This is a genomic window from Dialister sp., assembly GCF_051885895.1.
In the GTDB taxonomy this organism is placed as follows: Bacteria; Bacillota; Negativicutes; order Veillonellales; family Dialisteraceae; genus Dialister.
In genome coordinates this window covers 95590-119977 of sequence record NZ_JBJEXP010000079.1, presented here as the reverse complement: position 1 = coordinate 119977, position 24388 = coordinate 95590, and the positions used below count along the sequence as shown (strand labels likewise).

The following is a 24388-nucleotide window of genomic DNA, read 5'->3' as shown; positions in this document are numbered from 1 at the left end:
ATTTTAAGGATTTAAGATGAACAAATACGACGGACACTATCTGAAAATTGCACTGCCTGCCGCGCTGGAGGGACTTTTCATGATTCTTCTGGCTTCCACGGATCTTATCCTCGTAGGCGCCCTGGGAAGCCTTTCCGTGGCAGCAGTCAGTATTTTTCTCCAGCCCCGCCTTGTGCTCCTCTGCTTTTCCCGTTCCCTGGCCTCTGCCGTCACACTGGTTTCCTGCCGCCATGCGGGAAAGGAGGAAAAGGAGCCTTCTGCTGATCTTCTGAAAAAATCCCTGTTTCTCGGAGCTCTGGCTCTGGGCGCCCTCCATCTGCTGTTTCTGTTTTTCCTGAAAGATATTTTTATTCTGATGGGAGCCTCAGAGGACTACCTGCCTTTAGCCATGGACTACGGGCCTCTGGCGCTTCTAGCCGTGTACTTCACCTCCCTCACCCTGATTCTCCAGGCGGTGCAGCTGGGCTATGGAGATACGGCGTCCATTATGAAAACCAATATCTGCGGAAACCTGCTGAATGCAGTATGCAGTTTTCTTCTTATCCGCGGCGCCGGTCCTCTTCCTGCCTTCGGCGTCATGGGCGCTGCGTTCGGCACTGCCGCCGGCACCCTTTTCTCCCTGGTCTATTCCTTTTTCCTCCTGAAACGGAATGGATTCTTCCAGGGCGGCGCCTGGCTTCCCGATGCAGCCTATTTCAAAACGGTGGGACCTCTTTTCGGAAGTGTCCTCAGCGAGCAGGGCAGCGAACGCATCGGCATGGTGCTTTTTTCCCGCATGGCGGCGGGGCTCGGCACTGTCCCCTTTGCGGTACACAGCATCTGCATGAATATCTGTGATGTGTATTATGATTTCATTATGGGTTTCGGAAAAGCAGGCATGGTTACCGCCGGACAGGCTGTGGGAAAGGGAAATTTCTCTGACTGGCAGCAGTACAGGAAGACCGGCCTTCGCTGGTGTCTCCTTTTATCCACTGCTGCCTGCGGCACTATTCTCCTCTTTGCAGAAGATATCTTTACCTTTTATACCGCCGATTCTTCCCTTCTTGCTCTGTCCGGAACCATTATGGTTTTTATCGCTTTCGTAAGTTATCCGGAAGCCATTGCCCTCTGGGGCGCCGGCGTTCTCCGGGGCAGCGGCCAGACAGCCCAGGTGGCGGCCTATTCCTTCCTGTCCATTACTTTCCTTCGTCCTCTCCTCACTGCTTTCTTTATCTATGGACTGGACATGGGACTGATCGGCACCTGGTGTGCCCTCTTCCTTGATCAGGTCATCCGTGCTTCCTGCGCTTCCTTCCTGGTCAGCCGCCTTTCCGCAAAAGGAAAATTTCTGCCCCAGGCAGGATAAGGAACAGAAAGATTTTCCATAAGCGGCAGGAACTTTTCCATCCGCCCGATGCGCTATGAAAAAAAGCGGTATATCACGGAAATCCATGATATACCGCTTTTATATTGCTTACTCAAACTTCGCAGCTGCTAAACCGCTGCATGCACTTTAATCTAACGGAAAACCGCAGATTAAGAATAGCATAAGTCCATTCCGTTTTGCATAATGTAAACGTCAATCATCCACGACACAAGCAGAAGGTTTATGCCATGAATGCAGTGCCCTGTCTCATAGGGGTTTCCGGTGTGTGAGACTTGAGCTTTCGGAAAAGGGACCGCCCGCTTCTTTCCGGATTCACTCCTTATCTACCGCTCTGGCAAAGAACCATTTATTTGTCAGTCTGTCATAGGTACCATCGTCCATGATACTTTTCAGCGCCTGGTTTATCTCTTCTCTCAGTCCGGGATTTTCTTTGGAAAGAGCAATGGCAAAATGATCATCTGCCGGAATAGTTCCTGAAAGAACAAGCCGCCCGCTGCCGCCATGTTCCAGCTCGTAAACCGCAGCCTGATCTCCTGTAATGCCGACATCCACCTCGCCCGATTCCACTGCTTTGAATATATCGGAATAATGATCCATGGACACGATTTTCTTCGGATGCAGTGTTTTCGCCCTGGCCTCGCTGGTAGAGCCTCTTTTGGCCGCCACAATTCTGCCGGCCAGTTCCTCTTCATTCCGTACAGGAGGATTGCCTTTTATTACGAGCAGGGAATAGCCGCTGAGTTTATAGTAGGAATCAGAAAAAGCCACCTTCTTCGACCTTTCCTCTGTGATAGTAATCGCTCCGATAGCTGCATCCACCTTTTTCTCTTCCACCGCATCCAGCAGCCGGTCGAAAGGCATATCTTTGATTTCCACGTCAGCTCCTATCCGGCTGGCCACTTCCTTCAAAAGGTCGATTTCAAAGCCCACCATGTGCTTATCCTGATCCATGTAGCGGAAAGGCGGGTAGGCCGCTTCCGTAGCTACTTTCAATGTCCTGCCGTCTGACGCTGCCTGGGATTCCGCTCTGTTTCCGCCGCAGCCCTCCACCATCGCCATAACCCCCATAAGGATCACTGCCGCCATCACTGTCTTCAGCTTTTTGTTCATACGAACCTCCTGCCCTCTTTCCTGTACCGTAAGGATCAACCAACTCTCTGTATTAACTATATATGCTGTTTATTAAATTTTCAACTTGAAAAATTCAATTATTTTTAATTTAAAACAAATATTTCATCATCTTTCCAATTTTTTATAGAGAAGTATAAAAACCGTGCAGGAAGGAAAATCCTCTCCGCACGGTTTTTCGTCCATGAGCATCTGTCAGTATCAGAATTTATAGTTAATGACCAGAGCAGCCAGATCATCATAATCTGTCTTGCTGGTGCCATCAGTATCAATATCCAGCGCATATTCGCCGTGGAGTGTCACATTTTTCTGGAGTACCAGATCTCCGGAAAGGAGCCAGAATTTCACTTCATCAATGCCATCCTTTAATGTGAGCGCCAAAGGATCGATATGATAGGTGGTTCCACCGAGGTATGCACCCTTTTCCACATCTACATACTGAGCAGCCAAACGCCAGGTTCCCGGCTTCTTTCTATTAGCGTGGCCATAACCCAGACCTGCCGTCCAGAGGTGCGGGTCCCCGGAGACTTTGGTGTTCTGGTAAAAATCGCCGAATACATTAAAGTCACTGGTAATGTCTGCTGTCAGACCGGCGCCCCAGATTCTCTGCCGGTCTGCGCCAAAGGCTCTTTCATTGAAATCATAATATTCCAGATCATAGTTCAGTCTGCTGGAGGAGCCAAGGAGACGGGCATAGGCACCTTCCGTATCATCACCGGCACCGGCAGTGGAACCGGGAAGCGGATAGTCTTCTCCCCGCTGCCAGATATGCATACGGCCATAGCCTGCTTCCAGCTTCAGGGCATCATCGCCATAAGCTGCCTGCACGCCGTCAAAATAATCATCGAAGAAAATATTTGTCTGGCCTACATAGAGATCCTTGCGGCCTAAGTTGATGTAGAATTTATCCCCAAATTGATGGTGGGCATAGATCACATCCATGGAAGTCGTGCTGTCACCGGAATTTTTAAAATCCATGGTGGTGGTGAAGCGGCCCTGTACATAGGTGGAATCATTGACCTGTCCTTTTACATTGATACGCATACGGCCATTCCACTTATCCGATACACTGCCATCCTTATTGTACTTGCTGTGCTGGTAGCGCATACGGGCATCACCGGACCAGGAAATATTGCCTACTTTCTTTTCCAGGTTGGAAACGCGGACACCCAGATTGGCCAGTTCATCAGCGTATTCGCCGGCCAGTTTGTCCAGGGTGGCCCGCTGCTCTGCATTCAGCTGGTCTTCCTTTGCCATAAGGCGGGCAATAATCTGGGCCAGCTCATAGCGGGTAATATTTCTCTCCCCTTTGAAGGTTCCATCCGGATAGCCTTCTACCACGCCCTGGTCGGAGAGGTCCGATACGGCCTGATAGGCCCAGTCATCGGTACTCACATCGGAAAACGGATTGGCCGCAAAGGCGGATACGCCTGCAGTAAGGGCAGCAGCTGCTGCCAGTGCAATGATTTTCTTCATCAAATTGTCCCCTTTCTGTGAATCAAGAATGAAGAATAAATAGGTATATAGTAAACGGGTTCCATCCGCTTCCTGCCGGCAGCATCCGGCCTTTCGGCCTGCCCTCTCCGGCTTTCCGCTTTTTTCCGCCGTTTCTATGACTGACAGCTCATTGGAACAGTTCGTCCGGAAGGACTTTGTTCTTTCCTTCTTCGATGGTAAATATGGAAGCAAGGAGTTTTTTGGAATAGGGATCTTTGGCTTCCCTAAGATCGTGGATCCTTTCCACCACTTTTCCTTTCTGCATGATAATCATGTTATCGCAGAACATATTGGCCAGTGCCAGATCATGGCAGATGAAGAAGTAGGCTACATGGGTTTCTCTCTGGAGCCGGTCCAGAAGTTCAATAATCGTTTTCTGTACAGATACATCCAGGGCACTGGTGGCCTCGTCGCAGATAATGATTTCCGGCTTCAGTACCAGGGCTCTGGCAATGGCAATGCGCTGCCGCTGGCCGCCGGACATGTTGTTCGGGTAGCGGTTGGCGAAATCTTCCGGAAGGTCTACCAGGCGGAGCATTTCCTTTGCCTTTTCTTCCACTTCTCCTTTCCGGATGAGACCATAGTTCTGAAGCGGTTCGCAGATAATTTCCTTTACCCTCTGCTTCGGATTAAAAGCGGTGGAGGGATCCTGGAAAACCATCTGGATATTTCTTCTCGCCTGCCGGAGTTCTTCTCCTTTCAGAGGAGCAATATCCTTTCCGTGAATGAGAATCCGCCCGCTGTCCATGGGATACAGCCGGGTCAGAATCTTGGCCAGTGTGGATTTCCCGGAGCCCGATTCTCCTACAATGCCCAGGGTTTCCCCTTTATGGAGGCTGATATTCACATGATCGGACGCCACAAGCTTCTTTCCTTCTCCCAGGTCGAAGGTTTTTACAATGTCTTCCATACGGAGAATTTCTTCGCCATATCCTTTCATGCGGTCTCACCTCCCAGTCTGGGCACGGCGGAGAGAAGCATGCGGGTATAGTCCTCTTTCGGATAGTAGATGACATCTTCCGCTTTTCCGTATTCCACCATCCGGCCCTGCCGCATGACCATGATGCGGTCCGCCATGTAGGCAGCCACTCCCATATTGTGGGTCACAATGATAATAGACGTATTCATCCGGTTTCTCACTTCCATCATTTCCTTCACGATGGCTGCCTGGGTGGTCACATCCAGGGCGCTGGTCGGTTCATCGGCCAGAAGAAGCTTCGGATGGAAAGCCATGGCCATGGCAATGCCTACCCTCTGTCTCATGCCGCCGGACAGTTCAAAGGTGTAGCTTTTCAGAATCTGCTCAGGATCCGGAAGGCGCACCATATGGAGCATGTCTATCATGCGCTCATGGGCTTCTTTCTCATCGGTAAGCCCGTGTAGGGAAAGATAGTCGCGGAACTGCTGTCCAATGGGGCGGATGGGGTTCATCATGGCACCGCTGTCCTGAAAAATCATGGACACTTCTTTTCCATCCAGCATTCTGTGCATTTCCGCACTTTCCTTCTGGGTGTCTTTTCCTTCAAAAAGAAGCTGCCCCTCTGCAATATGTCCGCCGCCGGGCAGCACATGCTGGATGGCACGGATAACCGTCGTTTTTCCGGAACCCGATTCTCCTACGATAGCAAGAATTTCCCCCTGTTCCAGCTGAAAGGAAACATGGCGTACCACCGGTTCCGCTTTTCCATAGGCAATGCCCAGGTCTTTCACTTCTAACAGCATATTGGCTCCTGTCATTCATTCACCGTTATCAAATCACAAATAAGGAAGCAGGACCCGGCAGGCGGTCTGATCCGGCCCGCCGGTCCCCTTCCGCCGTTCCCGCCTTATTCGGCCGGAACAATATCCTTGGTAATCCAGTAATAGTCGCAAGGCTTAATGTCCGCATTCTTGACTTTCTTATTGGAAATCATATTGGTCTGCGGGTAGCCGAAGACCAGAGTAGCTGCATCATCCTGCACAATTTTTTCCATTTTGATAATGATTTCCCTGCGTTTTGCCGGATCAAATTCGCCTGCCAGCTGATCGGAAAGGGCATCGTATTCCGGATTGCTGTAGCCCGAGCCGTTCTGCGGGTTGCTGCCGTTCACATTGGTCTTCCAGTACTGGTTGATGAAGACTTCCGGATCGCCGGCCTGTTCGGAGAGGATGTTGGAAATCAGGAGGTCGTATTCGCCGCGGGTGCCGATGCCGTCAAGTACGTTGTAGTCCACGTTCTTCAGGTTGATCTTGATGCCCACTTTCTTAGCATCAGACTGGGTGGCTTCGGCAAAGAGCGGAAGTTCTGCACGGCCGCTGTAATAGATGAAGTCCAGTTCCAGGTTCTTTCCGTCCTTATCCACATAGCCGTCGCCGTCGGTATCCTTCCAGCCTGCATCTGCCAGCAGCTTCTTTGCATTTTCCACATTGGTCTTGTCCGGATATTCCTTATTCAGTTCATCGAAGCCGAAGTCCACAGACGGCGGGAGCAGCGGGCCGCCGGGCGTGAAGGTATCCTTCAGGAGAACCTTGCAGTAGGTATCCCGGTCCAGGGACTGGAGAAGCGCTTTTCGTACATTCTTGTCAGCCAGGAATCTGCCGTTGGATACATTCAGGCGGGCCAGCACGTCGCGGATGGAGGAAATGGTAGAAACCGTAAATTTATTCTTGTCCTGGAAGAGCTGCATGTCTCCGGGAGCAATGTTAACTGCCACATCCACTTCCCCTTTCTGGAGAGCCATGGCGCGGGTGTTGGGATCATCGATGGTATTCACCACCACGTGGGCAAAGGGAACCTTGTCGTAGTAATTCGGGTTGGCATCCAGTTCTGTCTTGGCCTTGGAGAAAGATTTCACCATGTAGGGACCGGTGCAGATCGGTCCCTGCTTAGCAAAGTCCACCTTGCCGTCAGATGCGGTATCCACAATGATGAAGAGCGGGTCGCCCAGCATGCCCGGGAGGGTAGCCACCGGCTTCTTTGTGTAAATGGTCACATTCTGCCCGTCAGCGGTAATATGGTCCAGTTCAAACATGGCCTTGGCACGGGGTGCCTTGGCAAAGGTTCGTTCAATGGAGTTCTTGACTGCTTCGCCGGTGACCGGTGTGCCGTTGGAGAACTTCACATCTTTAATCTTGAAGGTCCAGGACATATGGTCATCAGATACTTTCCAGCTTTCAGCCAGCCATGGTTCTGCATTCATTTTGTCATCAAAATGAACGAGACATTCGCCGATGCCGTAGCGCATGACCTGCCAGCCAAAGTAGTTGTCCGTCGGTTCCAGGCTGTCGGCAAAGTTTGTAACGCCTACCGCCAGGGTGTCTTTGGCTGTCTTGGAGCCACTGCCGGAGCTTCCGCCGCACCCTGCAAAAGCAAAGGCCATCAGAGCTGCTGCTGCCAGAACGGCACCTTTTTTGTAAATGGATTTCATGTTTTGAACGCTTCCTTTCTCATTGGAAATATAAAAAATAAATCAGTATAGGAGAAAACCGCCTTTCCCGCACCGGGGAAAAAGCAGTGAACCACCAAACATCCGAAGGATACGCCTTTCCGCCGGTACCAGGGCTATTCACCATCGTGAAGCCGCCTTATTCCTCATTTCTCGGATCCAGCACGTCCCTGAGGGAGTCGCCCCAGAGATTGAAAATGACCACGGAAATGAAAATGGAAAGGCCCGGGAATATCATAAGCCAGGGAGCTGTCTGCAGCTGCTGGCGTCCTTCATTCAGCATAAGGCCCCATTCCGGTGCCGGAGGCTGGCTGCCGAAGCCCAGGAAGGACAAGCCTGCCAGTTCCATCATCATGGCGCCGATATCGGACACTGCCGTAATCAGAAGAAGGGGCACAATATTAGGCAGGAGATGATACCAGAGAATATGGGTTGAGGTGCCGCCGCTCACAATGGCCGCATCTACAAAATCCCGTTTTTTAATTTTAAGAACCATGGACCGGGACAGTCTTGCATACTTCGTCCATGTCACCGCTGTCAGCGCAATCATGGCATTTACCAGGCTGCCGCCCATAATGCCGGCAATGGCAATGGCCAGAATGACGCCGGGGAAAGAAATCATCATGTCCGCAATACGCATGATCACCGTGTCCACGATGCCGCCGAAGTAGCCGGCCAGGATACCTAAAGTGGTACCGATGGCGAAAATGATGACTACCAGAGCCAGCACACTGGAAAGAGAATAGGCTCCGCCGTAAAGAATGCGGGAAAGCACATCCCGCCCCAGCTTATCCGTACCAAAGAGATGGGCTGCTGACGGTGCCATATTGGCATCCTTCATCACCGCTTCCAGCGGATTGTATGGCGCAATCACCGGTGCCAGAATGGTGACGGCCAGAAGAAGAACCACAAGCAGCGTGGATATGCGGAAGGATTTATTTTCCTTAAATCCCCGAATGATGTTTTCCATATCAGCGGCCCCCCTTCCTGAGACGCGGATCCAGATGATGATAGGAAAGGTCCACCACCAGATTAATCACCATGTACATGAAAGCCACCCAGAGCACCACTGCCTGCACAGTCTGGAAATCTCGATAGGTAATGGCCTGCACCACCATGTACCCCAGACCGGGCCAGGAGAAAACGATTTCTACCACTGCCGCACCGCCCAGAAGCGATCCGAAGGCAAGGCCAAGAAGGGTAACCAGCGGAAGAAGGGCATTGGGAAGCACCTCTTTCCAAAGGATATAGGACTCGGAAAAACCGCGGGCCCTGGCTCCCATGACATAGTCCTGATGCAGTTCTTCCAATACCGCAGCCCGGACCTGCCTTGTATACTTCGATGTCATGACGATCCCCAGAGTGACCATGGGAAGAATCAGATTTTCCAGGGTAATGCTGCCGCCCACAATGGGAAGCACGCCCAGTTTCAATGCAAAAATCCAGAGAAGCATAAGGCCCATCCAGAAGTTCGGCACGGAAACGCCCAAAAAGGAAAATCCGCGGACAAGGTAATCAAACCAGGTATTCTGCTTCACCGCCGTATAAATCCCCAAGGGAATGGAAAAGACCAGCATGAACAGCGTAGAAGCCAGCGCCAGGACCACCGTAGCCGGCAGTGCTTCCATAATGGCTTCGATAACCGGTTTCTTCATCATGAAGGAAAAGCCGAAGTTGCCGTGGAGCACCCGGAAAAGCCAGTCCAGATACTGGAAAATAAAGGGCTTATCCAGTCCCAGCTCATGACGGAGCGCATCGATTTCCACCTGGCTCACCACGATGTCTTCATTGCCTGCAATCATCTGCCGCACCGGATCTCCCGGCGCCAGCATGACCAGACAGAATGTAATAAAGCTGATTCCTATCAGGACAAGTACCATCTCGCCCAGCCGGACGGCCAGCTGTTTTTTCCCCAAGACAAACCATCTCCCGTTTCTTAATAAACCAGTGTTCCTGAAAAAAAGCACGAAAAAAGCAAGGCCGGAAACAGGGACCTTGTCGGAACAAACAACAATCAACGCAGACTTTTTACCCTCATACCAGATAAAGAGCAGTTTCCATGTAACTCTTTAAATATCCAATAATGCCAGCGGCAGTCCTCTGCCGGGACCGTCTCACTTTACAGCAATTATTAGTTTTTTGTGAAAATAGTATATCATTTTATGCTAATCTTTGCAATAAATAATTTAATATTACATTGTGTAATATTAATATTTCATAATTCTATTCTTTTTCTAAATCCTGCTTCTTCCCTGTCATCGGGATTTTATCCATTAAAAAACGCCCCTTCAGGGGGCGCCTGGAAAGAAGCAGAACTTCCATGACACAGCAGTGCATCAAATGCTGGTAAAACCGGATTTCAGAAATCAATCCCCTCTATCCTGCCGCTTTTCATCCCACCAGCCTGCCTTCTTCTATGCGAAGAGTGCGGTTATGGTACTTGTCCAGGGTGGATCGGTGTCCCACGCTGATGACGGTAATGCCGGGAAGTGATACCAGAAGGCGGTAGAGCCGGTCTTCTGTTTCCTCATCCATGGCGGATGTGGCTTCATCCAGGAATACCCAGCGGGGCCGGGTCATGAAAATACGGACAAATGCCAGCTTCTGCTGTTCTCCCAGAGACAGGATGTGACTCCAGTCCCCTTCTGCATCCAGCTGTCCTATCCAGTGGGAAAGGCCGCATGTTTTCATAAGGTTCACCAGTTCTTCCCGATTTCCGCGGCCTCCGGGATACATTGCCGTTTCCGCCAGTGTCCCGATAGGCATGTAGGGTTTCTGGGGAATGAAGAGTGTTTCCCCTGCCGGAGGAAGGATCATTTTCCCTTCCCCGTAGGGCCACAGCCCTGCCAGTACGCGGAGAAGAGTCGATTTTCCGGAGCCGGAAGAGCCTTTCAGTATAACCTTTTCCCCCTCCCGAATCGTGCAGGATAAAGAGGAAAGAAGCCGTTTTCCGTCGGGAAGATCCACATTGACTCCCTGAAGGGAAAGGGAGGGGGCCCCTTCCTTTCGTTCCAGCCGGCCCTGCCGGCGTCTGGTTTCTTCCAGCATATGGTCCATATGCTCATCAAAGGTAAGCAGTCGTTCCACGCAGGACATCCATTCTGCCAGAGAGGAATATACATCCACGAAGTAAGACATGGACTCCTGCACCTTGCCGAAGCAGTTGGCCACCTGCATCAGTCCGCCCAGGGAAATATTTTTTGACAGATATCTGGGTGCCGCCACCACGAAGGGAAATATAATGGCTATCTGGGCGTAAGAGTTGGTAAGCCAGGAGAGCTGTTTCTGTTTGCGGATAATGAATACCGTATTCACCAGAAGCTTATGAAAGCGGCCGGAAAGGATTTTCTTCTCCTCTCCTCCGCCGTGATAAAAGGCCACGCTTTCCGACGTTTCCCGAAGCCTCACCATGGCATAGCGGAAATCCGCCTCCAGCTTCTGCTGCACAAAGTTCAGTCCCACCAGCTTATGCCCCACCTTATGGGTAATCCACGTGCCGATGACGGAATAGGCCAGAGCTGTCCATACCAGGTATCCGTATACATGGAAGGTACCGCCGCCCAGGGTAAAGGACAAAGGCTCCGACAGAGACCAGAGCACAAAGATAAAGCAGAAAATAGTAGTTACTGCCCGAAGGAGGCCGGACATAAAGGACAGTGTCCGGGAAGTAAAGAGGTTGATATCCTCGGAAATACGCTGATCCGGGTTATCGGAACGGCCGGAAGAAAACATTTCCAGCCGGTAAAACATCTGGCGGGATGTCCAGCGGGACAGGTACTCTTCCGTCATCCAGCGGCGCCAGCGAAGGGCCAGGGTCTGTTGCAGATAGTAGGCATAGACGGAGAAAGCAATATGTCCGAAGGCAATGGCCGTAAATCGGATGAGTCCATGATACACCGCTTCGCTGTCGTAATTCTGCAGGGCGCTGTAAAACTCATTAAACCAGTCATTCAAAAGGAGGGTCATGTATACCGCTGCAATCGTAAGAATAACAATGCCTGAAAGATAAAGCCAGGCGCTCTTTTTTTCTTCACTTTTCCAATACCGGGCTGTCAGCTGCCACAAGGCCCTGACGGTCTGCCGATTCCATTGTCCTGATGTCATAGGTTCTCCTTCTCATAGATTTCTCATTATTATGGAAAATTTTCCCTTATTATACTACAGAAAAGGAAGGAGCGCAGTCCTCTGCAGAGACCGCTGCCTCCGCAGAGAAAGGCAGTCCGGCAGCATGGGTGTCTTGGCTTAGAAAAACAGTTTTTCTGCCAGGAAATACCCCAGTCCCACAAAAACCAGGCCGCAGGCCAGCTGGAGGAAAATATATCCCAGTCCTTCCATCCAGCGTCCGCCGGCCCAGAACTGCAGCGTCTCATTCATAAAAGAAGAAAAGGTGGTCAGTCCTCCCAGAAATCCGGTAATCAGGAAAGCCGCCGCTCCCGGCAGAGGATACACCCGGGAAAAAAGGACGCTTAAAATGCCGATCAGAAACGAACCGGCCCCGTTGACTGCCAGGGTGCCGAAAGGAAAGGCCGTACCCATCCAGCCTGCCATAACCATGGTCATAAAATAGCGGCACACCGCTCCCAGGGCGCCGCCCAGGGCTACCAGCGCCGGGAATACATAAGATCCATTCATTGTTCCCTCCACAAAAAAATCTCCTGTTCCCAAAAGGAACAGGAGTCATCATCTCAAAGAGCATTCGGCGGGAAAAGCCTTCCCGAAGCCCGGCGAACTCCATCGCCGTAGATGAATGTAATTGTATCATAGAAAAAGAAACATGAAAAGGGGACTTTTTCACCTATGGAAATTCTATGCATTGAGGTCGGAATTCTTCCCTTCTGCCAAAAAAACCGGTACGGTGCCGTACCGGTTTTTAAACTTATTTCAATACAGAAGGCAGCCAGGTGGCAATGCCCGGGAAGAAGCAGAGCAGTACGATTTCCAGAATCATAATGAACGCAAAGGGTGCGGCACCGGAAATAATATCCTGGATGGTGCTGTCCTCGCTGATGCCTTTGATTACAAAGAGGTTCATGCCCACCGGCGGTGTGATGAGGGCCAGTTCCATGTTGATCAGGAGCACTACGTTGAACCAGATGGGATCAAAGCCCAGGGCCTTGATTACCGGGTAGAGCATAGGCAGGGTGATGAGGATAATGGATACCGTTTCCAGCACACAGCCAAGAATAAGAAGAACAATGTTGATGCCGATGAGGACGATCCAGCGGTTGAAGTGTCCGTCCGTCACCAGGGACATCAGTGCCTGAGGCACCTGGAGCACGGTGAGGATATAGCCGAAAAGCATGGCGCCTACCATAATGGCAAAAATCATGCAGGATGTCTTGATGGTGGCCCGGAGAATGGCAGGCATATCCTCCACCGTAATGCTGTGGTAAACGAAGAAGGTAATGATCAGAGCGTATACCGTACCTACGGCAGCAGCTTCGGTAGGGGTAAAGATGCCGGTATAAATACCGCCGATAATAATCACCGGGAGGAGCAGACCCCACACATTTTCCCGAAGCGCTTTCATTTTAGCTTCATGGGACGCTCTTTCCTCCCTGGGTTTATTCCAGGAGGCAAAAACGATATAAGCCACAAAGGCCAGTGTCAGGAGCACCCCCGGCACCACGCCGGACATGAAAAGCTTGCCCACCGACTCATCGGTAATGGTGCCGTAGAGAATCATGGGAATGGACGGCGGAATCAGGATACCCAGCGTACCGCCGGCAGCAACCGAGCCGACCACCAGTTTCCTGTCATAGCCACGCTTCAGCATTTCCGGAATCGCCATGGCGCCGATGGTTACGGCAGTTGCTACAGAAGAGCCGGAAATTGCGGCAAAAATAGCACAGGCGAAAATGGTGGCAATCCCCAGGCCGCCGGGCAGATGACCCATCCATTTGCTGCCCAGGTCAAAAAGGCCGCTGCCTACCCGTCCGGTCAGCATGATCTGGCTCATGAGGATATAAAGAGGTACAGAAGTCAATACATAGGAGTTCAGCGTCTTGAAGGCAATCACCGGCACCTGGGAGAGTGTGGACATATCCACGAACTGGATAATGCCCAGAATGCCTGCCAGGGACAGGGTAAATGCCACAGGCATGCCGATGATGAGGAGGACGATGATAAACAGTGCGAATCCTGCCAGAACCATTTATTTCCCCTCCTTTTCTTCTTTGAAGAAATCACCCAGAAGATGGTTGATGATTTCCAGAAACAGCAGCACAAACCCTATCACCATGAAGGTCTGGGGAATCCACATGGGCACCCGGAGCAGGGAAGGAGATACCACTCCCATGGCCTGGCTCATGAGCATGTAATTGGTGGATTCCGTCATGCATACATACATGACGAAGAGAGAGAGAATGGACGTCACAATATCCAGTCCCCGCTGCACGTTTCTCGGGAAACGGCTGAAGAGGAAATCTACGGTAATATGCCCGTTCTTTCTCATGGTGTAGGACATGCCGAAGAAACCGGCCAGCACCAGGAGATAGGTGGAAATTTCCATAACCCATACGGTGGGATGATGGAAAATACTGCGGGCAATGATTTCATAGCAGATCATGAAGGCTGTCAATAAAATGGCAAGCCCTGCAATGGCTGCGGCAAAATTGGTAATATAACCGAGGATACGGTCATATATATGATAGATGGAACGCACAGGACAGCCCTCCTTTGTCATTGGCTTTGTTCTTACATGTGTTGAAAACGGTGAAACAGTGAATGGACCGGTGAGCCGGTGAATCAGTGAATCAATTTCCGGTTTCCGGAAATCATTCCCCTGCCGCCGGCGTCACCCTGCGGTCCTTAGTCCTTTGATGCTGCGCTGGCTTTGAGGCAGTCATCCACCAGCTTCTTGCCGAAGTCGCCCTGTTCCTGTTCGAACTTGGCAACTACCGGAGCGGTAGCTTCCTGCCAGAGGTGGATTTCATCCTTCGGAATCACATACACATCCATGCCTTTATCTGCCAGTTCTTTCAGGCACCGTTCATCTTCCGCCTTGGTTTCCTTGCGGATTTCATCCTGGATTTCCTTAGCGGTGTCAGTGATGATCTTCTGCTGTTCCGGTGTCAGTTTCTTCCAGGAATTATCATTCATAGATACCAGGAATTCGACGTAGGAATTGTTTGTCACAGTGAGGTACTTGGCCACTTCGTAGATCTTGCGGGACAGAATTGCGGTCTGGCCGGAGGACTGGCCGTCGATGGTGCCGTTCTTGATTGCCATGTATACTTCAGAGGAGCTCATGGTCGTAGGCGATGCTCCCAGTGCCTGGATGATGTCTGCCGATGTTTCGGAATAGGAGCGGATCTTCATGCCCTGGAAATCTTCCGGCTTTTCAATTTTCTTGACATTGTTGCAGAACTGTACGTAGCCGTAGTCTGCCCAGATCAGCGGATGAACGCCCTTCTTTTCCATTTCCTGGTTCAGTGCTTTCCCGAGATCCCCATCCAGTGCATTGTCTACAGCAGAGTAGGAGGTCAGAACGAAAGGCATATCCAGCACTTTCAGTGCCGGCACCACCATGGACCAGCGGGCGGTGGAGTTCATGCCGATGTCCAGGCCGCCGCTCATGAGTGCATCGTTCATATTCTGGTCGTTATAGAGCTGACCTGCCGGATACACCTTGATGTCGATCTGGCCTTTGGACCGTTCATTGACTTCCTTGGCAAATTTTTCAACGCTCTTGGACAGATGATGTTCCGCCGGAAGCTGGTATGCCAGCTTCAATTCCACTTTCTGCCCATTGCCGGAAGCGGCTGCCTTTTTATCGCCGCCGGATGACATACCGCAGCCAGTCATCATGCCCGCAATGGCAAGGGCTGCTAAACCTGCTAAAACTACTTTGTGACTTCTCTTAAACATACCCATCATGAAATCCTCCTTTAAATGAACTCATCTGTATTCTTTCTTTTTGAAATCAAGCCCGGAACCTCTGCCATACTACAAAAAACGCCCTGATTGATAAAAATCAACCAGGGCGTAACACCTACGCGGTACCACCTCGCACTATACTCATGCGGCCTTGTAACGGTGCCAAACGCCATATCCTACTCGGTTCAGATACAGGACTTGCGGACGACTCTGTGAGGATCTCCTGCTGTCTTCCACCTTCCGGCAGCTCTCTGAGAGGAAACCGTATCACTCGCTTCCGTTCCTTGTCTTTTATGCACAAGCTGTGCTGTAAAGCTTTATTCAAAAATTGAAGTTGAGAATAGTATACATGCACTTTCCCCATTTGTAAAGGGGATTTTTTCCTTTTCTCCGAAAAGAAATGCGAAAATCCGCACTTGCCCGAGGTTCCTCCCTTCCAAAAACAGGGGTGCGGAAAGCTTTTTCTTTCTTCCCCTTCTGCAGATTTAAGATTTCTTTAACTCTTTCCCTCTCCTCCTATTTTATAATAAAAGTATCATTACGGCAGGGAGGAAAACATATGGCAGAAAGGCTACGAACCGACAGGGTATCCTATTATTTTCTGAAGGAGAAAAAGGTGCTGGCTGTCACTACCGTCAGCGGTCTTTTATACAATCTGGGGCTGGTTCTGACTCCCTGGTTTGAAGGGCAGCTGTCCCAGTACATAGCAGATATCCTGGAGGGCCTCCGCCGGCCCTCTGATATGGTGCTCCTTGCTCTCTGCTACGTGCTTGCCATTCTTTTTGTACAGGCCATGCGGTATGTCAAGCGGCTTTACGTACGCCGTTTTGCCAATCATACCGGCCTTTCCATGAAGGAAATCATTTATGTCCGCCTCCTTGCCAGAAGCCGTCAGGAGCTGCAGGGACAGGGAGCAGGGAATCTGATGACCCGGGTGATTTCTGATGTGGATGCCTGCGCCGAAGGCATGCGGAAATTTACCACGGAAGTTTTTGATACCGGCATAGCCATGGCAGCCTACAGCGCCATGCTTTTCTACTATGACTGGCGTCTGACCTTTCTGGTGCTCCTTTTCCCGCCGGCTGCCTATTTTCTGGCAGACAGACTGAAAAAGGCGGTCACCACCGCCAGCAGAAAATCCAGAGAATCCGCCGGGCAGCTGGCCGCCGGTACCATGGACCGTATCCAGAATGCCATGGCCTACCGTCTTTTCGGGGAAGAAAAAACGCAGAACGGCCGGTATGAGCGGCTCCTCGCCGATTACGAGAAAAAGCGGATCCATTCCGGCCTGTGGGAAAATACGATGGAGCCTCTGTACCAGGTCATCGCCATGACCGGCTCCCTGTTCATCCTCTGGCTGGGCGGAAAAAACGTAATGGGCCTTGGATGGGAAACCTGGAATATCGCCGCCTTTGCCGCCTATCTTGCCTGCTTTACCCGGCTGGCAGTCAAGGCCTCCCATGCGGCCCACCTTTTCAACGCCCTGCAGAAAGCGGAAGTTTCCTGGCAGCGGATTCATTCCTACCTGATTCCGGAAGATACGCCCTCTTTCACTCCCGTTTCTCCTGCCTCTCTTACCGTAAGCCGTGTATCCTTTACCTATGACGGCGGCAGCCGTCCCGTCATCAGAGACTGCTCCTTCAGCGCCCGCCCCGGAGACATCATCGGCATCACCGGTGAAACAGCCTCGGGAAAATCCACGCTGGGCCGGATCTTCCTCATGGAATCCCCTCATGAAGGCTCCATTCTTTGGGGCGGAAAAGAACTGGGATCGGATATATCTCCCCGGTCTCTCATAGGCTACATGGGCCACGAAGCAGAACTGTTCAGCGCCTCCGTGGAAGACAACATCCGTCTGGGAAAGCCGGGAAACCTGCAGGAAGCCCTGTGGGCCTCCTGTCTGGACGAGGATATTTCCTCCTTCCCGGAAGGAATCAGAACCGCTGTCGGTGAAGGCGGCGTCCGGCTTTCCGGAGGACAGAAAGCCCGCCTTGTCCTTGCCCGTCTGGTCTATCACAAACGTCCCCTCCTTATTCTGGACGATCCCTTCGCCTCGGTGGACTATACCACGGAAGATCTCATTTTTACCCGTCTATCCTCCGTTTGCCGGAATTCCATCATCCTTCTGATTTCTCACCGCCTCCGCACCTTCCCCCAGCTGGACAAAGTCCTCTGGATAGGGCAGGACGGCCGTGTCACCGCATCCACTCATCAGGAGCTGCTGGCGCATAACAAAGAATACAGACGGCTCTGGGAAATACAGACCGGAGAAAGAAGCAGCCCGCCCGCATGAAGCCTGCAGCACTTCGTAAACAGCCGTCCCGTTCGAAGGACAGATAGCAGAAATCCTGCCTGTCCATGATTTTGAAAGGAAAATGCCATGCATGAAAAGCGAAACAGTTTGAAGCAGATTGTTCTTTCCGCTATTTCTGTCCATCCCCGTCTTACCGCCGCCCTGCTTGCAGTCATTCTGCTGTCCCTCACCCTTGGCGTCCTTCCGCCTCTGGTGCTTCAGAGAGCCATTGATTCCCTGACCGACGGCACCGTGACCACGGGGCACCTGCTTCTGTGGGGGCTGCTTTATTTTTCCCTCACCGCTCTTTCCGGCCTTTCCGATGCCGCCAGGGAGTCCTTCATCACCTGCTTCGGCCAGGCAGTCACCCGGCATATCCGGCACACCATGGCCGCCAAGCTGAACCGTCTTCCCGCCTCCTACTTCATTCATCACGAGGGAGGCCGTGTCACATCCCTTTTCGTCAATGATGTAGACACCATAGAAGACCTCTTCGACTCCGGCATTATCAGCATGGCCGCTGACGCCTGCCGCGTGATTTCCATTCTGGCTGCCGTCTTTTACCTGAGTCCCGGCCTTTTTATCATCCTCCTTCTGGCCCTTCCCCTTCTTTTCTGCCTGACCCGCGCCTTCCAGAAGCGCATGCTTTCTGCCCAGCTGGAAAACCGGCAGGCCGTGGCAGCCACCAATGAAATCATTCCGGAAACCTCTGCCAATATCCGCACCATTCATCTCACAGGCTGTGAAGATTTCATGAAAAAGAGATACGGCTCCTCCATCATCCAGAGCTTCAAGGCCATGGAGAAAACCAATTTCTACGACTCCATCTATTCTCCCATCATTATCACCGTCAGTGCCCTCATCATCGCCCTTATGGCCGTCCTGTCCGTCAGCAGTCCCGACTCGGCCTCTCTCTTCGGCATAACCGCCGGCACTGCCGCCGCTCTCATTGCCTACGTGGGAAAAATCTTTTCTCCGCTGGAGAGCATGGGCATGGAAATCGAAAATATCCAGTCCGCCATGGCCGGCACCCGCCGCATCCAGGACTTTCTGGAAGAAAAAGAAATGGAGCCTCCTTCCCTGGAGGAAGGGGATGAAACGATTCCCCTTGCCATCAGCCACCTTTCCTTTGCCTACGAAAAGGGGCATCCTCTTTTCAGGGATTTCTCCCTGACTCTTCGCGCCGGTGAAAAAATCACCATTGCCGGAAGGACAGGCAGCGGAAAGAGCACCCTTTTCAAGCTGATTTCCGGACTGTATCCGCCGGATGAAGGAAGCATTCTGGTGTTCGGAAAGAATCCCCTTTCTCTGCCGCCGGAAAAAAGGCGGGAAATTTTCGGCATCGTGACTCAGTCCATTCCCATGGTGGAAGGTACGGTGAGAGATCAGCTCACCCTGGGCGATGCCCGTGTCACTGATGAAAAAATAAAACCGGCTCTCCAGCTTGCCGGACTGTACGAAACCTGCATGAAACTTCCGCAGAAACTGGATACCCCGTTTCAGGAAGGCCTTTTCTCCCAGGGCGAACGCCAGCTCCTTGCCATTGCCCGGGCCATGGTCTTCCAGCCGCCTCTCCTTCTCCTGGATGAAATGAATGCCCACCTGGATTCCATTACTGAGAAAAAGGTACTGGATGCCCTGTCCCGGGCTTCCAGCCGGAGAACCGTGCTTTCCATCTCCCACAGACTGGAAATAAACGGGAAAGGACGCATCCTCTGGATAGGAAAGGGCACTGATTCATAAGGGCCGAAAACAGCGGCGCTCATAAAAAATACATCTCTTTATCCCACAGCAAAAGCGGCACCTTCCGCAGAAGGTGCCGCTTTTTTCTTTTTTTTTGCATTTCATTCCCGCAGGGAAGCCAGGTAGGTTTCCAGTTCCTCCGCCAGACGCCCGTTGCTTTTGAGTCCCGGCGCCAGAGGAATGAAGCGGAGGCTGTAGTCTTCATCACTTCTTCCCGGAATCTCCCGGGGAAACAGAGCCCATACCTCCTTCACCGGCCGGCTGTCGCGGAGGGAAGAGGTTTCATCATAATCCCGGTAAAACCGGGTATTCATGTCCCTGTACGCGTTGAACTGGCGGCGAAGGCTGGCGCTTCTTGTTTCATCCTGCCAGAGGAAGAGAATATCCCTGTATTTGAAATCCGCCACCAGGGAGCCGTAATAAAGTCCCTCCCGGTAATAATCCAGGCGGAGATCCGGCTGGCGGTGGGAATTATTGGTATACAGAGGATGATTTTCCCGATCCGTTTCCGAAGAAGAGGAAGGAAGAATTCCGTCATAGGTCAGATGCACTTCCTCACCGCCGCGCCGCAGCTTGATTTCCGTACCTGACTCCAAACTGGACAGGCGGTACCGTCCTTCCTCTTTAATGACGGAAATGCCTTCCTCCAGCTCCCAGCCCTTCGCTGTCAGCGCCTTGATGAACTGGAGGAAGCCCCACAGCTCATACAGTTTATCCGTCCGTTTCCACTGGAACTGGTAGAAACTGGACACATCCAGGCTTCCCGCCGGATCCGAGAGATTCTTATACAGCCGGTAGAGCACGCTGTACCTTGGATCCATAAAAACAGCCATAGGCACTTCGCCGGGCATCTCGCCCCGGGCCTCTTCAAACCAGGGCGCCAGAGAGACGCGGCGGATGCTGTTCTTAATGCGCCGTGCCCGCTGTTCATACAGGCGGAGACGGGACAGCGCCTTTTCACCGGTTTTATATTCCAGTCCCCGGGTATATTTCCGTAATTCCGCCTGCTTTCGCTCCAGCCTTTCCACAGGGCCTCTGATTTCTTCCAGAAACTGCTGCAGAATGCGGTCCAGCGACAGAAGAATGGACTTGGCAAAGCGGTTTTCCGCCACATCTCTGGTGATTTCCGTATACAGGGCAGGCATGCGTCCCATGCCCGTCCTTTCTTTCACGTGCTGGGGACGGATATGGGGATCCATGCGGCGCCCCTCCTCCAGACGGGTCTGCTTCAGCTTCAGTACCAGACGGGCGTTGGCTGTATGGGAAAGCTCATCCAGCACATTCAGCACCACCGGCGACTCATCGCTGATGGTATAAAAGCGGAGGAGCATGGATGTGCTGAGACCCAGCGCCCCTTCCAATGCCTTGGAAATATGGATGTTCTTTTTCATGAAATCAAAGGACAGGGTGCGGATTTCATCGGCCAGCTCGTCCCGCATGTCCTGCCAGCTCTGTTTGCCCATGTACTTGGGCGTAATTTCCATAATCCCGTACCAGCTTTTCCCGTTTCCTTCCACCGTCAGCACATAGTAGCCCGGCACCAGGGGAAAATCCTGTCCTTCAAAAAGGAGAAGCGGCTGATCCTGCCGCCGGAAGGGGGCAATATAGGTCTGCCCGTTTTCTCTTTCCTGTCCGGGAATGGTGACCACATCCAGTCCGTCCATGGTAAAGCGGAATCCTTTAGGCCCGTCAAAGCGGACATAAATGTCCTGGTTTTCCGTCAGCGTCAGCCCCGGCATCATATCTTCCCCCAGCTCCGACGGATTTTCCGTGAACCGGGTAAAAGGATGTGTCCCTTTATCCCAGCCGCCGGAAAAGGACAGGCTGAAGGGCAGCTTAGATGGTGTAGTCATAGAGTTTCAGCTCCCTGGCTTTTTCTTCCAGCACGCTGCGGGCTGAAGTGAATGGAGAAAGTCCATGGAAGCGGTTCAGCACATCCAGAAGGGAGCCGGTCAGCTCTCCCTTGTCATTGGTGGACACCAGGGTGCTGAGCTGCTGGGAAGAGCCCCGAAGCTTGGTCAGTATGCGCTGCACCACCTGGGCATCCAGCCCTTCTTCCCGGTTAAAGGAGAGTCCCTCCGGTATATTTTCCAGATACCGGCCCATCTGGCAGGCAACACGGAATCCGATGCCGCACTGGATCCCGCTTTTCCGGAAAGCATCATTCAGTGCGTCCAGAAGATCCAGTTCCTCTTCCGAAAGGCCCAGCCCGTCCGCATGGCAGAAGCTTTCAAAGAGGGATGACGGGATTTCCGGATAATCAATTTTTTCCTTCTTCCCCAGCTGGAGCAGGTCGCGGAACTTTCCCTGATGCAGGGTAATCACATTGGCCCTGTCCAGAATCTTGTCCGAAAAGTGATAGGTCGATTCATCCACATTCACCGTCCCTGTAAAGAGCACATTCCTTCCCACAGGGATTTCCGCCGGATAGGATTCTCCATTGTACAGCTTTCCCTTCAGGGATGGATTGTACAGGCAGATCACCGGATTTTCCTCTTTTTCCAGTACGGAAATGAACTGGGCAAAATAGTGCTCTGCTCTGGCCAGATTCATTTCATCAAAGCAGATCAGGTACATCTTCTCCGGATGCGCTGCCGCTTCCGCCAGAAATTCCGCCAGTCCCGTATCCGCACTGCGGTATACCATATTCTTCACATCCACATATCCCAGGATGTCTCCGTCATCCATCCAGGAAGGACGCACGGCAAGGAAGCGCACCTGTTCTTCCGGAAGGCCCAGGGCTCTTCCGTAAAGGCGCACCAGTCCCGATTTGCCGGTGCCGCTCATTCCTGCCAGGATGGTCAGGCGGGACGATTTAAGGGAAATATGAAAGTTGATGAGGTCTTCCTCTGCGTAAAGAAGGCCGGACCGTTCTGCTGCTTCTGACAGTCTTTCCAGGAAGCCCGCCTCATCCAGCGGCCTTTCTTTTTCTTCGGAAGTGATTTCCTCTTCTCCGTCATTAACCGGCTTCTTCTCTTCTTTCGATGTAAGACTCCGGATCAGTTCCTCCATATCCTCTTCTCTGAATTTTTTCCCTTCCAATGAATTTCCTTCTTCCGAAAGGATGATGCTGTCCTGGGAGGAGAAAGGATTCACCAGCACGCCGCTGTCTGCAAGCAGGTCGCCGTCTGCCGGCACCGGCTTCAGCTTCAGCCGGAAATCGGGGATAAATTCCTCCGGCACGAACCACAGGGGCGAATGGGTGCAGCGCAGGATATGGGAAAAGAGTTCCGAATTTTTGAAGTCCACGACTCCATAGCCCAGAGGTCCATTGTTCTTCACATGGAAGTAGGCGCCTCCTTCTCCGATAACGGTGGAGTCAAAGGCATCGTCATAGAGGGGTGCAAACACCACCCAGGGGCCGATCTTTCCCTCAAAATTTCTGGTGGCTGCCATAATTACCCGGGGCTGTATATCATTATTCCAGTATTTCTTGGAAAGGCCGGGCAGCGGCTTTCCATTCAGAATATGGCTGCAGAACTTGTTGATATCCCCGGAAAAGGGCGGCTGGTCTACGGTGCCGAAAGCGGGAATGGGATAAAAATGGGTATCCACATCCATGAAAGGCGTCCTGCCTTCCAGCTGCATATCATCCAGCACAAAAAACTTATTATTCCGGATGGCCGGCGTAAAGGTGACGAATGCATCACCGAAAACGGTCTTTAAATAATTCAGGGCATCCGCTTCATTGGCAAAAGCATTGTACCCGCAGCCGATACGGCTCATAAATCCTGTAAATCCATGCTTTTCCGATTCTTCAAATCCCTTGGGCAGCGGGGAGAGCGGATCCACAAAAAAACGGTAATCCTTCACTCCCGGCTGCGGCGTAGACAGCTTCACTCCCGGGCGGACACGGCCAAGCACCTTACCGTCAGCCTGGCGGAGTGCAAAAAAAGAACTGTCAGAACTCCCGTAATTTGAATTATAATTCCCCATATTCAATTTCCTTCTTTCCAGGGGACTGATATGTATCCGTCAGGAAAACCAGCATCTTCTGTCTTTTTCCTCATCCTTTGATTTTTATGCGGTCCAAAACCCCCATAAAAATCCATGACTGAATCCAATCGGCATATCAGCATTCCCTAAAATCCTGTACGAAAAATCTTTCGTATCAACTCATGGAGGAAGATCCTCCCTCAGCTTGCGAAAACTCTTTTCGCGCCGGCTGTACGGCTTATAAAACGGCCTGCGGCCCTCCCTAAAATGACATTTTTAGGGATTTCCTATATTTTAACATACCCTTTAAGGACAGGAAACAGGGCACAGAAAAATGGCTCAAAACAGGCGCTGCTGAGCAGGATGCCGAAGCTCTCACCACCTGCGGGAAACGACTTTTTTCACACCAAACCTGTAAAACGGTGTATAATAAAAGCGGTATGATTCTAACAGGAAGATAAAAACTGGAAAGGTGGAAATACTATGTACAATCTGATTTTCAAAAGAAGAAGCGTCCGTTTCTTCAAGAACACTGACATTTCCAAGGTAGACATGCGGGAAATCCTTCGTGCAGGCATGTGGGCTCCTTCTGCCAAAAACCGCCAGCCCTGGAAGTTCATCGTGGTCAAGGGAGAAAGCAAGAAAACCGCCCTGGCCCTGATGGAAAAGGGCATTGAAAAATCAGAAAAGGGAGAAGGCGTTCTGGCCGGCGCACCGGAGCTCTTTACCAACGCCCGCTTCACCCTGAAATGCATGGAACAGGCACCGGTCCTTGTTTTCATCGTCAACCCCACAGGCCGTCCCCTCACCGACAACTGGACTGCCGCCGAAAAGATTCATGAACTTTCCGATGTGCAGGCCATCGGCGCCGCTGCGGAAAACATGGCTCTCCAGGCAGAATCCATGGGCATCGGGAGCCTTTGGATCGGAAATATTTTCTTTGCCTACGAAGAACTTCACGACTGGCTGGGCGAAGGAGAAATGGTTATGGCCATGTCCTTCGGCTACCCGAACCACAACCCCTGCCCTCTGGCAAGGAAGAGCGAAAACGAGGTTATCGAAGTCAGAGACTGAACCCGGAAGAAACGAAAAGCACGGTCTGCAGAGACCGTGCTTTTTTTA

The 24388-nt window shown here is 51.8% G+C and carries 18 protein-coding genes and 1 riboswitch; of the genes, 4 read left to right on the top strand and 14 right to left on the bottom strand.

The features are described from left to right. The first annotated feature begins 16 nt into the window (after positions 1–16). A complete protein-coding gene (locus tag ACI4N7_RS07220) occupies positions 17–1345 on the top strand; it encodes an MATE family efflux transporter (protein WP_439732679.1) in 1329 nt (442 codons plus the stop codon). A gap of 333 nt (positions 1346–1678) precedes the next feature. Here ACI4N7_RS07220 and ACI4N7_RS07215 read toward each other — a convergent pair whose 3' ends face one another. The 12 genes from ACI4N7_RS07215 to ACI4N7_RS07160 all read right to left on the bottom strand — a co-directional run bounded on the left by ACI4N7_RS07215 (position 1679) and on the right by ACI4N7_RS07160 (position 15294). Continuing rightward, positions 1679–2476 carry an ABC transporter substrate-binding protein gene (locus tag ACI4N7_RS07215; protein WP_439732678.1) on the bottom strand — a complete coding sequence of 266 codons (798 nt, stop codon included), beginning with the start codon at positions 2474–2476 and terminating at the stop codon, positions 1679–1681. Between the two features lie 219 nt (positions 2477–2695). Beyond that, a complete protein-coding gene (locus tag ACI4N7_RS07210) occupies positions 2696–3970 on the bottom strand; it encodes an S-layer homology domain-containing protein (protein ID WP_439732677.1) in 1275 nt (424 codons plus the stop codon). A 148-nt stretch (positions 3971–4118) separates the two neighbouring features. Next, on the bottom strand, positions 4119–4931 hold the full coding sequence (locus ACI4N7_RS07205) for an ABC transporter ATP-binding protein (protein WP_439732676.1): 813 nt from the start codon (positions 4929–4931) through the stop codon (positions 4119–4121). Next, positions 4928–5713 (bottom strand): ABC transporter ATP-binding protein, encoded by a 786-nt coding sequence (locus ACI4N7_RS07200; protein WP_439732675.1) that lies wholly within the window; start codon positions 5711–5713, stop codon positions 4928–4930. Before ACI4N7_RS07200 ends, ACI4N7_RS07205 begins: the two co-directional genes overlap by 4 nt. 104 nt (positions 5714–5817) lie before the next feature. Beyond that, the gene (locus tag ACI4N7_RS07195) at positions 5818–7398 is read right to left on the bottom strand and encodes an ABC transporter substrate-binding protein (protein ID WP_439732674.1); all 1581 of its coding nucleotides are present in this window, start codon (positions 7396–7398) and stop codon (positions 5818–5820) included. A gap of 157 nt (positions 7399–7555) precedes the next feature. Continuing rightward, entirely contained in the window at positions 7556–8386 is an 831-nt protein-coding gene (gene nikC / locus ACI4N7_RS07190; protein WP_439732673.1) for a nickel transporter permease, read from the bottom strand. 1 nt (position 8387) lies between these two features. Continuing rightward, complete coding sequence (gene nikB, locus ACI4N7_RS07185) at positions 8388–9332, bottom strand: nickel ABC transporter permease (RefSeq protein ID WP_439732672.1); 945 nt, start codon at positions 9330–9332, stop codon at positions 8388–8390. A 475-nt stretch (positions 9333–9807) separates the two neighbouring features. Continuing rightward, positions 9808–11520, bottom strand: a complete 1713-nt coding sequence (locus ACI4N7_RS07180; RefSeq protein WP_439732671.1) for an ABC transporter ATP-binding protein/permease — start codon at positions 11518–11520, stop codon at positions 9808–9810. 138 nt (positions 11521–11658) lie between these two features. Beyond that, entirely contained in the window at positions 11659–12048 is a 390-nt protein-coding gene (gene crcB, locus ACI4N7_RS07175; protein WP_439732670.1) for a fluoride efflux transporter CrcB, read from the bottom strand. A 32-nt stretch (positions 12049–12080) separates the two neighbouring features. Beyond that, positions 12081–12164: riboswitch (Fluoride riboswitch) on the bottom strand. A gap of 128 nt (positions 12165–12292) precedes the next feature. Beyond that, positions 12293–13570: a TRAP transporter large permease gene (locus ACI4N7_RS07170; RefSeq protein ID WP_439732669.1), complete on the bottom strand. Its 1278-nt coding sequence runs from the start codon at positions 13568–13570 to the stop codon at positions 12293–12295. Beyond that, complete coding sequence (locus tag ACI4N7_RS07165) at positions 13571–14080, bottom strand: TRAP transporter small permease subunit (protein WP_439732668.1); 510 nt, start codon at positions 14078–14080, stop codon at positions 13571–13573. Positions 14081–14226: 146 nt separating this feature from the next. Continuing rightward, entirely contained in the window at positions 14227–15294 is a 1068-nt protein-coding gene (locus ACI4N7_RS07160) for a TRAP transporter substrate-binding protein (RefSeq protein ID WP_439732667.1), read from the bottom strand. Between the two features lie 559 nt (positions 15295–15853). On the opposite strand from ACI4N7_RS07160, the gene ACI4N7_RS07155 reads away from it, so the two are divergent. Together ACI4N7_RS07155 and ACI4N7_RS07150 are read left to right on the top strand one after the other, a co-directional pair. Beyond that, a complete protein-coding gene (locus tag ACI4N7_RS07155; RefSeq protein ID WP_439732666.1) occupies positions 15854–17587 on the top strand; it encodes an ABC transporter ATP-binding protein in 1734 nt (577 codons plus the stop codon). 87 nt (positions 17588–17674) lie between these two features. Then, entirely contained in the window at positions 17675–19330 is a 1656-nt protein-coding gene (locus ACI4N7_RS07150) for an ABC transporter ATP-binding protein (protein ID WP_439732665.1), read from the top strand. A gap of 101 nt (positions 19331–19431) precedes the next feature. Here the strand turns inward: ACI4N7_RS07150 and ACI4N7_RS07145 are convergent, their stop codons facing one another. Both ACI4N7_RS07145 and ACI4N7_RS07140 read right to left on the bottom strand, forming a co-directional pair. Next, the gene (locus tag ACI4N7_RS07145) at positions 19432–21183 is read right to left on the bottom strand and encodes a DUF2357 domain-containing protein (RefSeq protein WP_439732664.1); all 1752 of its coding nucleotides are present in this window, start codon (positions 21181–21183) and stop codon (positions 19432–19434) included. Further along, entirely contained in the window at positions 21167–23266 is a 2100-nt protein-coding gene (locus ACI4N7_RS07140) for an McrB family protein (RefSeq protein ID WP_439732663.1), read from the bottom strand. The genes ACI4N7_RS07145 and ACI4N7_RS07140 overlap by 17 nt, the downstream gene beginning before the upstream one ends. Before the next feature lie 483 nt (positions 23267–23749). Here ACI4N7_RS07140 and ACI4N7_RS07135 point away from each other — a divergent pair, with 483 nt between their 5' ends. Further along, positions 23750–24340, top strand: coding sequence for a nitroreductase family protein (locus ACI4N7_RS07135; RefSeq protein WP_439732662.1), 591 nt, complete (start codon positions 23750–23752; stop codon positions 24338–24340). Positions 24341–24388: the final 48 nt, after the last annotated feature.

What these genes read in the sequence shown, in the direction of transcription:
- ACI4N7_RS07205 (WP_439732676.1), bottom strand. Translation starts at nt 4,931, where the DNA reads ATGAAAGGATATGGCGAAGAAATTCTCCGTATGGAAGACATTGTAAAA.
- ACI4N7_RS07200 (WP_439732675.1), bottom strand. Translation starts at nt 5,713, where the DNA reads ATGCTGTTAGAAGTGAAAGACCTGGGCATTGCCTATGGAAAAGCGGAA.
- ACI4N7_RS07160 (WP_439732667.1), bottom strand. Translation starts at nt 15,294, where the DNA reads ATGATGGGTATGTTTAAGAGAAGTCACAAAGTAGTTTTAGCAGGTTTA.
- ACI4N7_RS07220 (WP_439732679.1), top strand. Translation starts at nt 17, where the DNA reads ATGAACAAATACGACGGACACTATCTGAAAATTGCACTGCCTGCCGCG.
- ACI4N7_RS07135 (WP_439732662.1), top strand. Translation starts at nt 23,750, where the DNA reads ATGTACAATCTGATTTTCAAAAGAAGAAGCGTCCGTTTCTTCAAGAAC.
- ACI4N7_RS07150 (WP_439732665.1), top strand. Translation starts at nt 17,675, where the DNA reads ATGCATGAAAAGCGAAACAGTTTGAAGCAGATTGTTCTTTCCGCTATT.
- ACI4N7_RS07140 (WP_439732663.1), bottom strand. Translation starts at nt 23,266, where the DNA reads ATGGGGAATTATAATTCAAATTACGGGAGTTCTGACAGTTCTTTTTTT.
- ACI4N7_RS07155 (WP_439732666.1), top strand. Translation starts at nt 15,854, where the DNA reads ATGGCAGAAAGGCTACGAACCGACAGGGTATCCTATTATTTTCTGAAG.
- ACI4N7_RS07215 (WP_439732678.1), bottom strand. Translation starts at nt 2,476, where the DNA reads ATGAACAAAAAGCTGAAGACAGTGATGGCGGCAGTGATCCTTATGGGG.
- nikC (WP_439732673.1), bottom strand. Translation starts at nt 8,386, where the DNA reads ATGGAAAACATCATTCGGGGATTTAAGGAAAATAAATCCTTCCGCATA.
- ACI4N7_RS07180 (WP_439732671.1), bottom strand. Translation starts at nt 11,520, where the DNA reads ATGACATCAGGACAATGGAATCGGCAGACCGTCAGGGCCTTGTGGCAG.
- ACI4N7_RS07145 (WP_439732664.1), bottom strand. Translation starts at nt 21,183, where the DNA reads ATGACTACACCATCTAAGCTGCCCTTCAGCCTGTCCTTTTCCGGCGGC.
- ACI4N7_RS07170 (WP_439732669.1), bottom strand. Translation starts at nt 13,570, where the DNA reads ATGGTTCTGGCAGGATTCGCACTGTTTATCATCGTCCTCCTCATCATC.
- crcB (WP_439732670.1), bottom strand. Translation starts at nt 12,048, where the DNA reads ATGAATGGATCTTATGTATTCCCGGCGCTGGTAGCCCTGGGCGGCGCC.
- ACI4N7_RS07210 (WP_439732677.1), bottom strand. Translation starts at nt 3,970, where the DNA reads ATGAAGAAAATCATTGCACTGGCAGCAGCTGCTGCCCTTACTGCAGGC.
- ACI4N7_RS07195 (WP_439732674.1), bottom strand. Translation starts at nt 7,398, where the DNA reads ATGAAATCCATTTACAAAAAAGGTGCCGTTCTGGCAGCAGCAGCTCTG.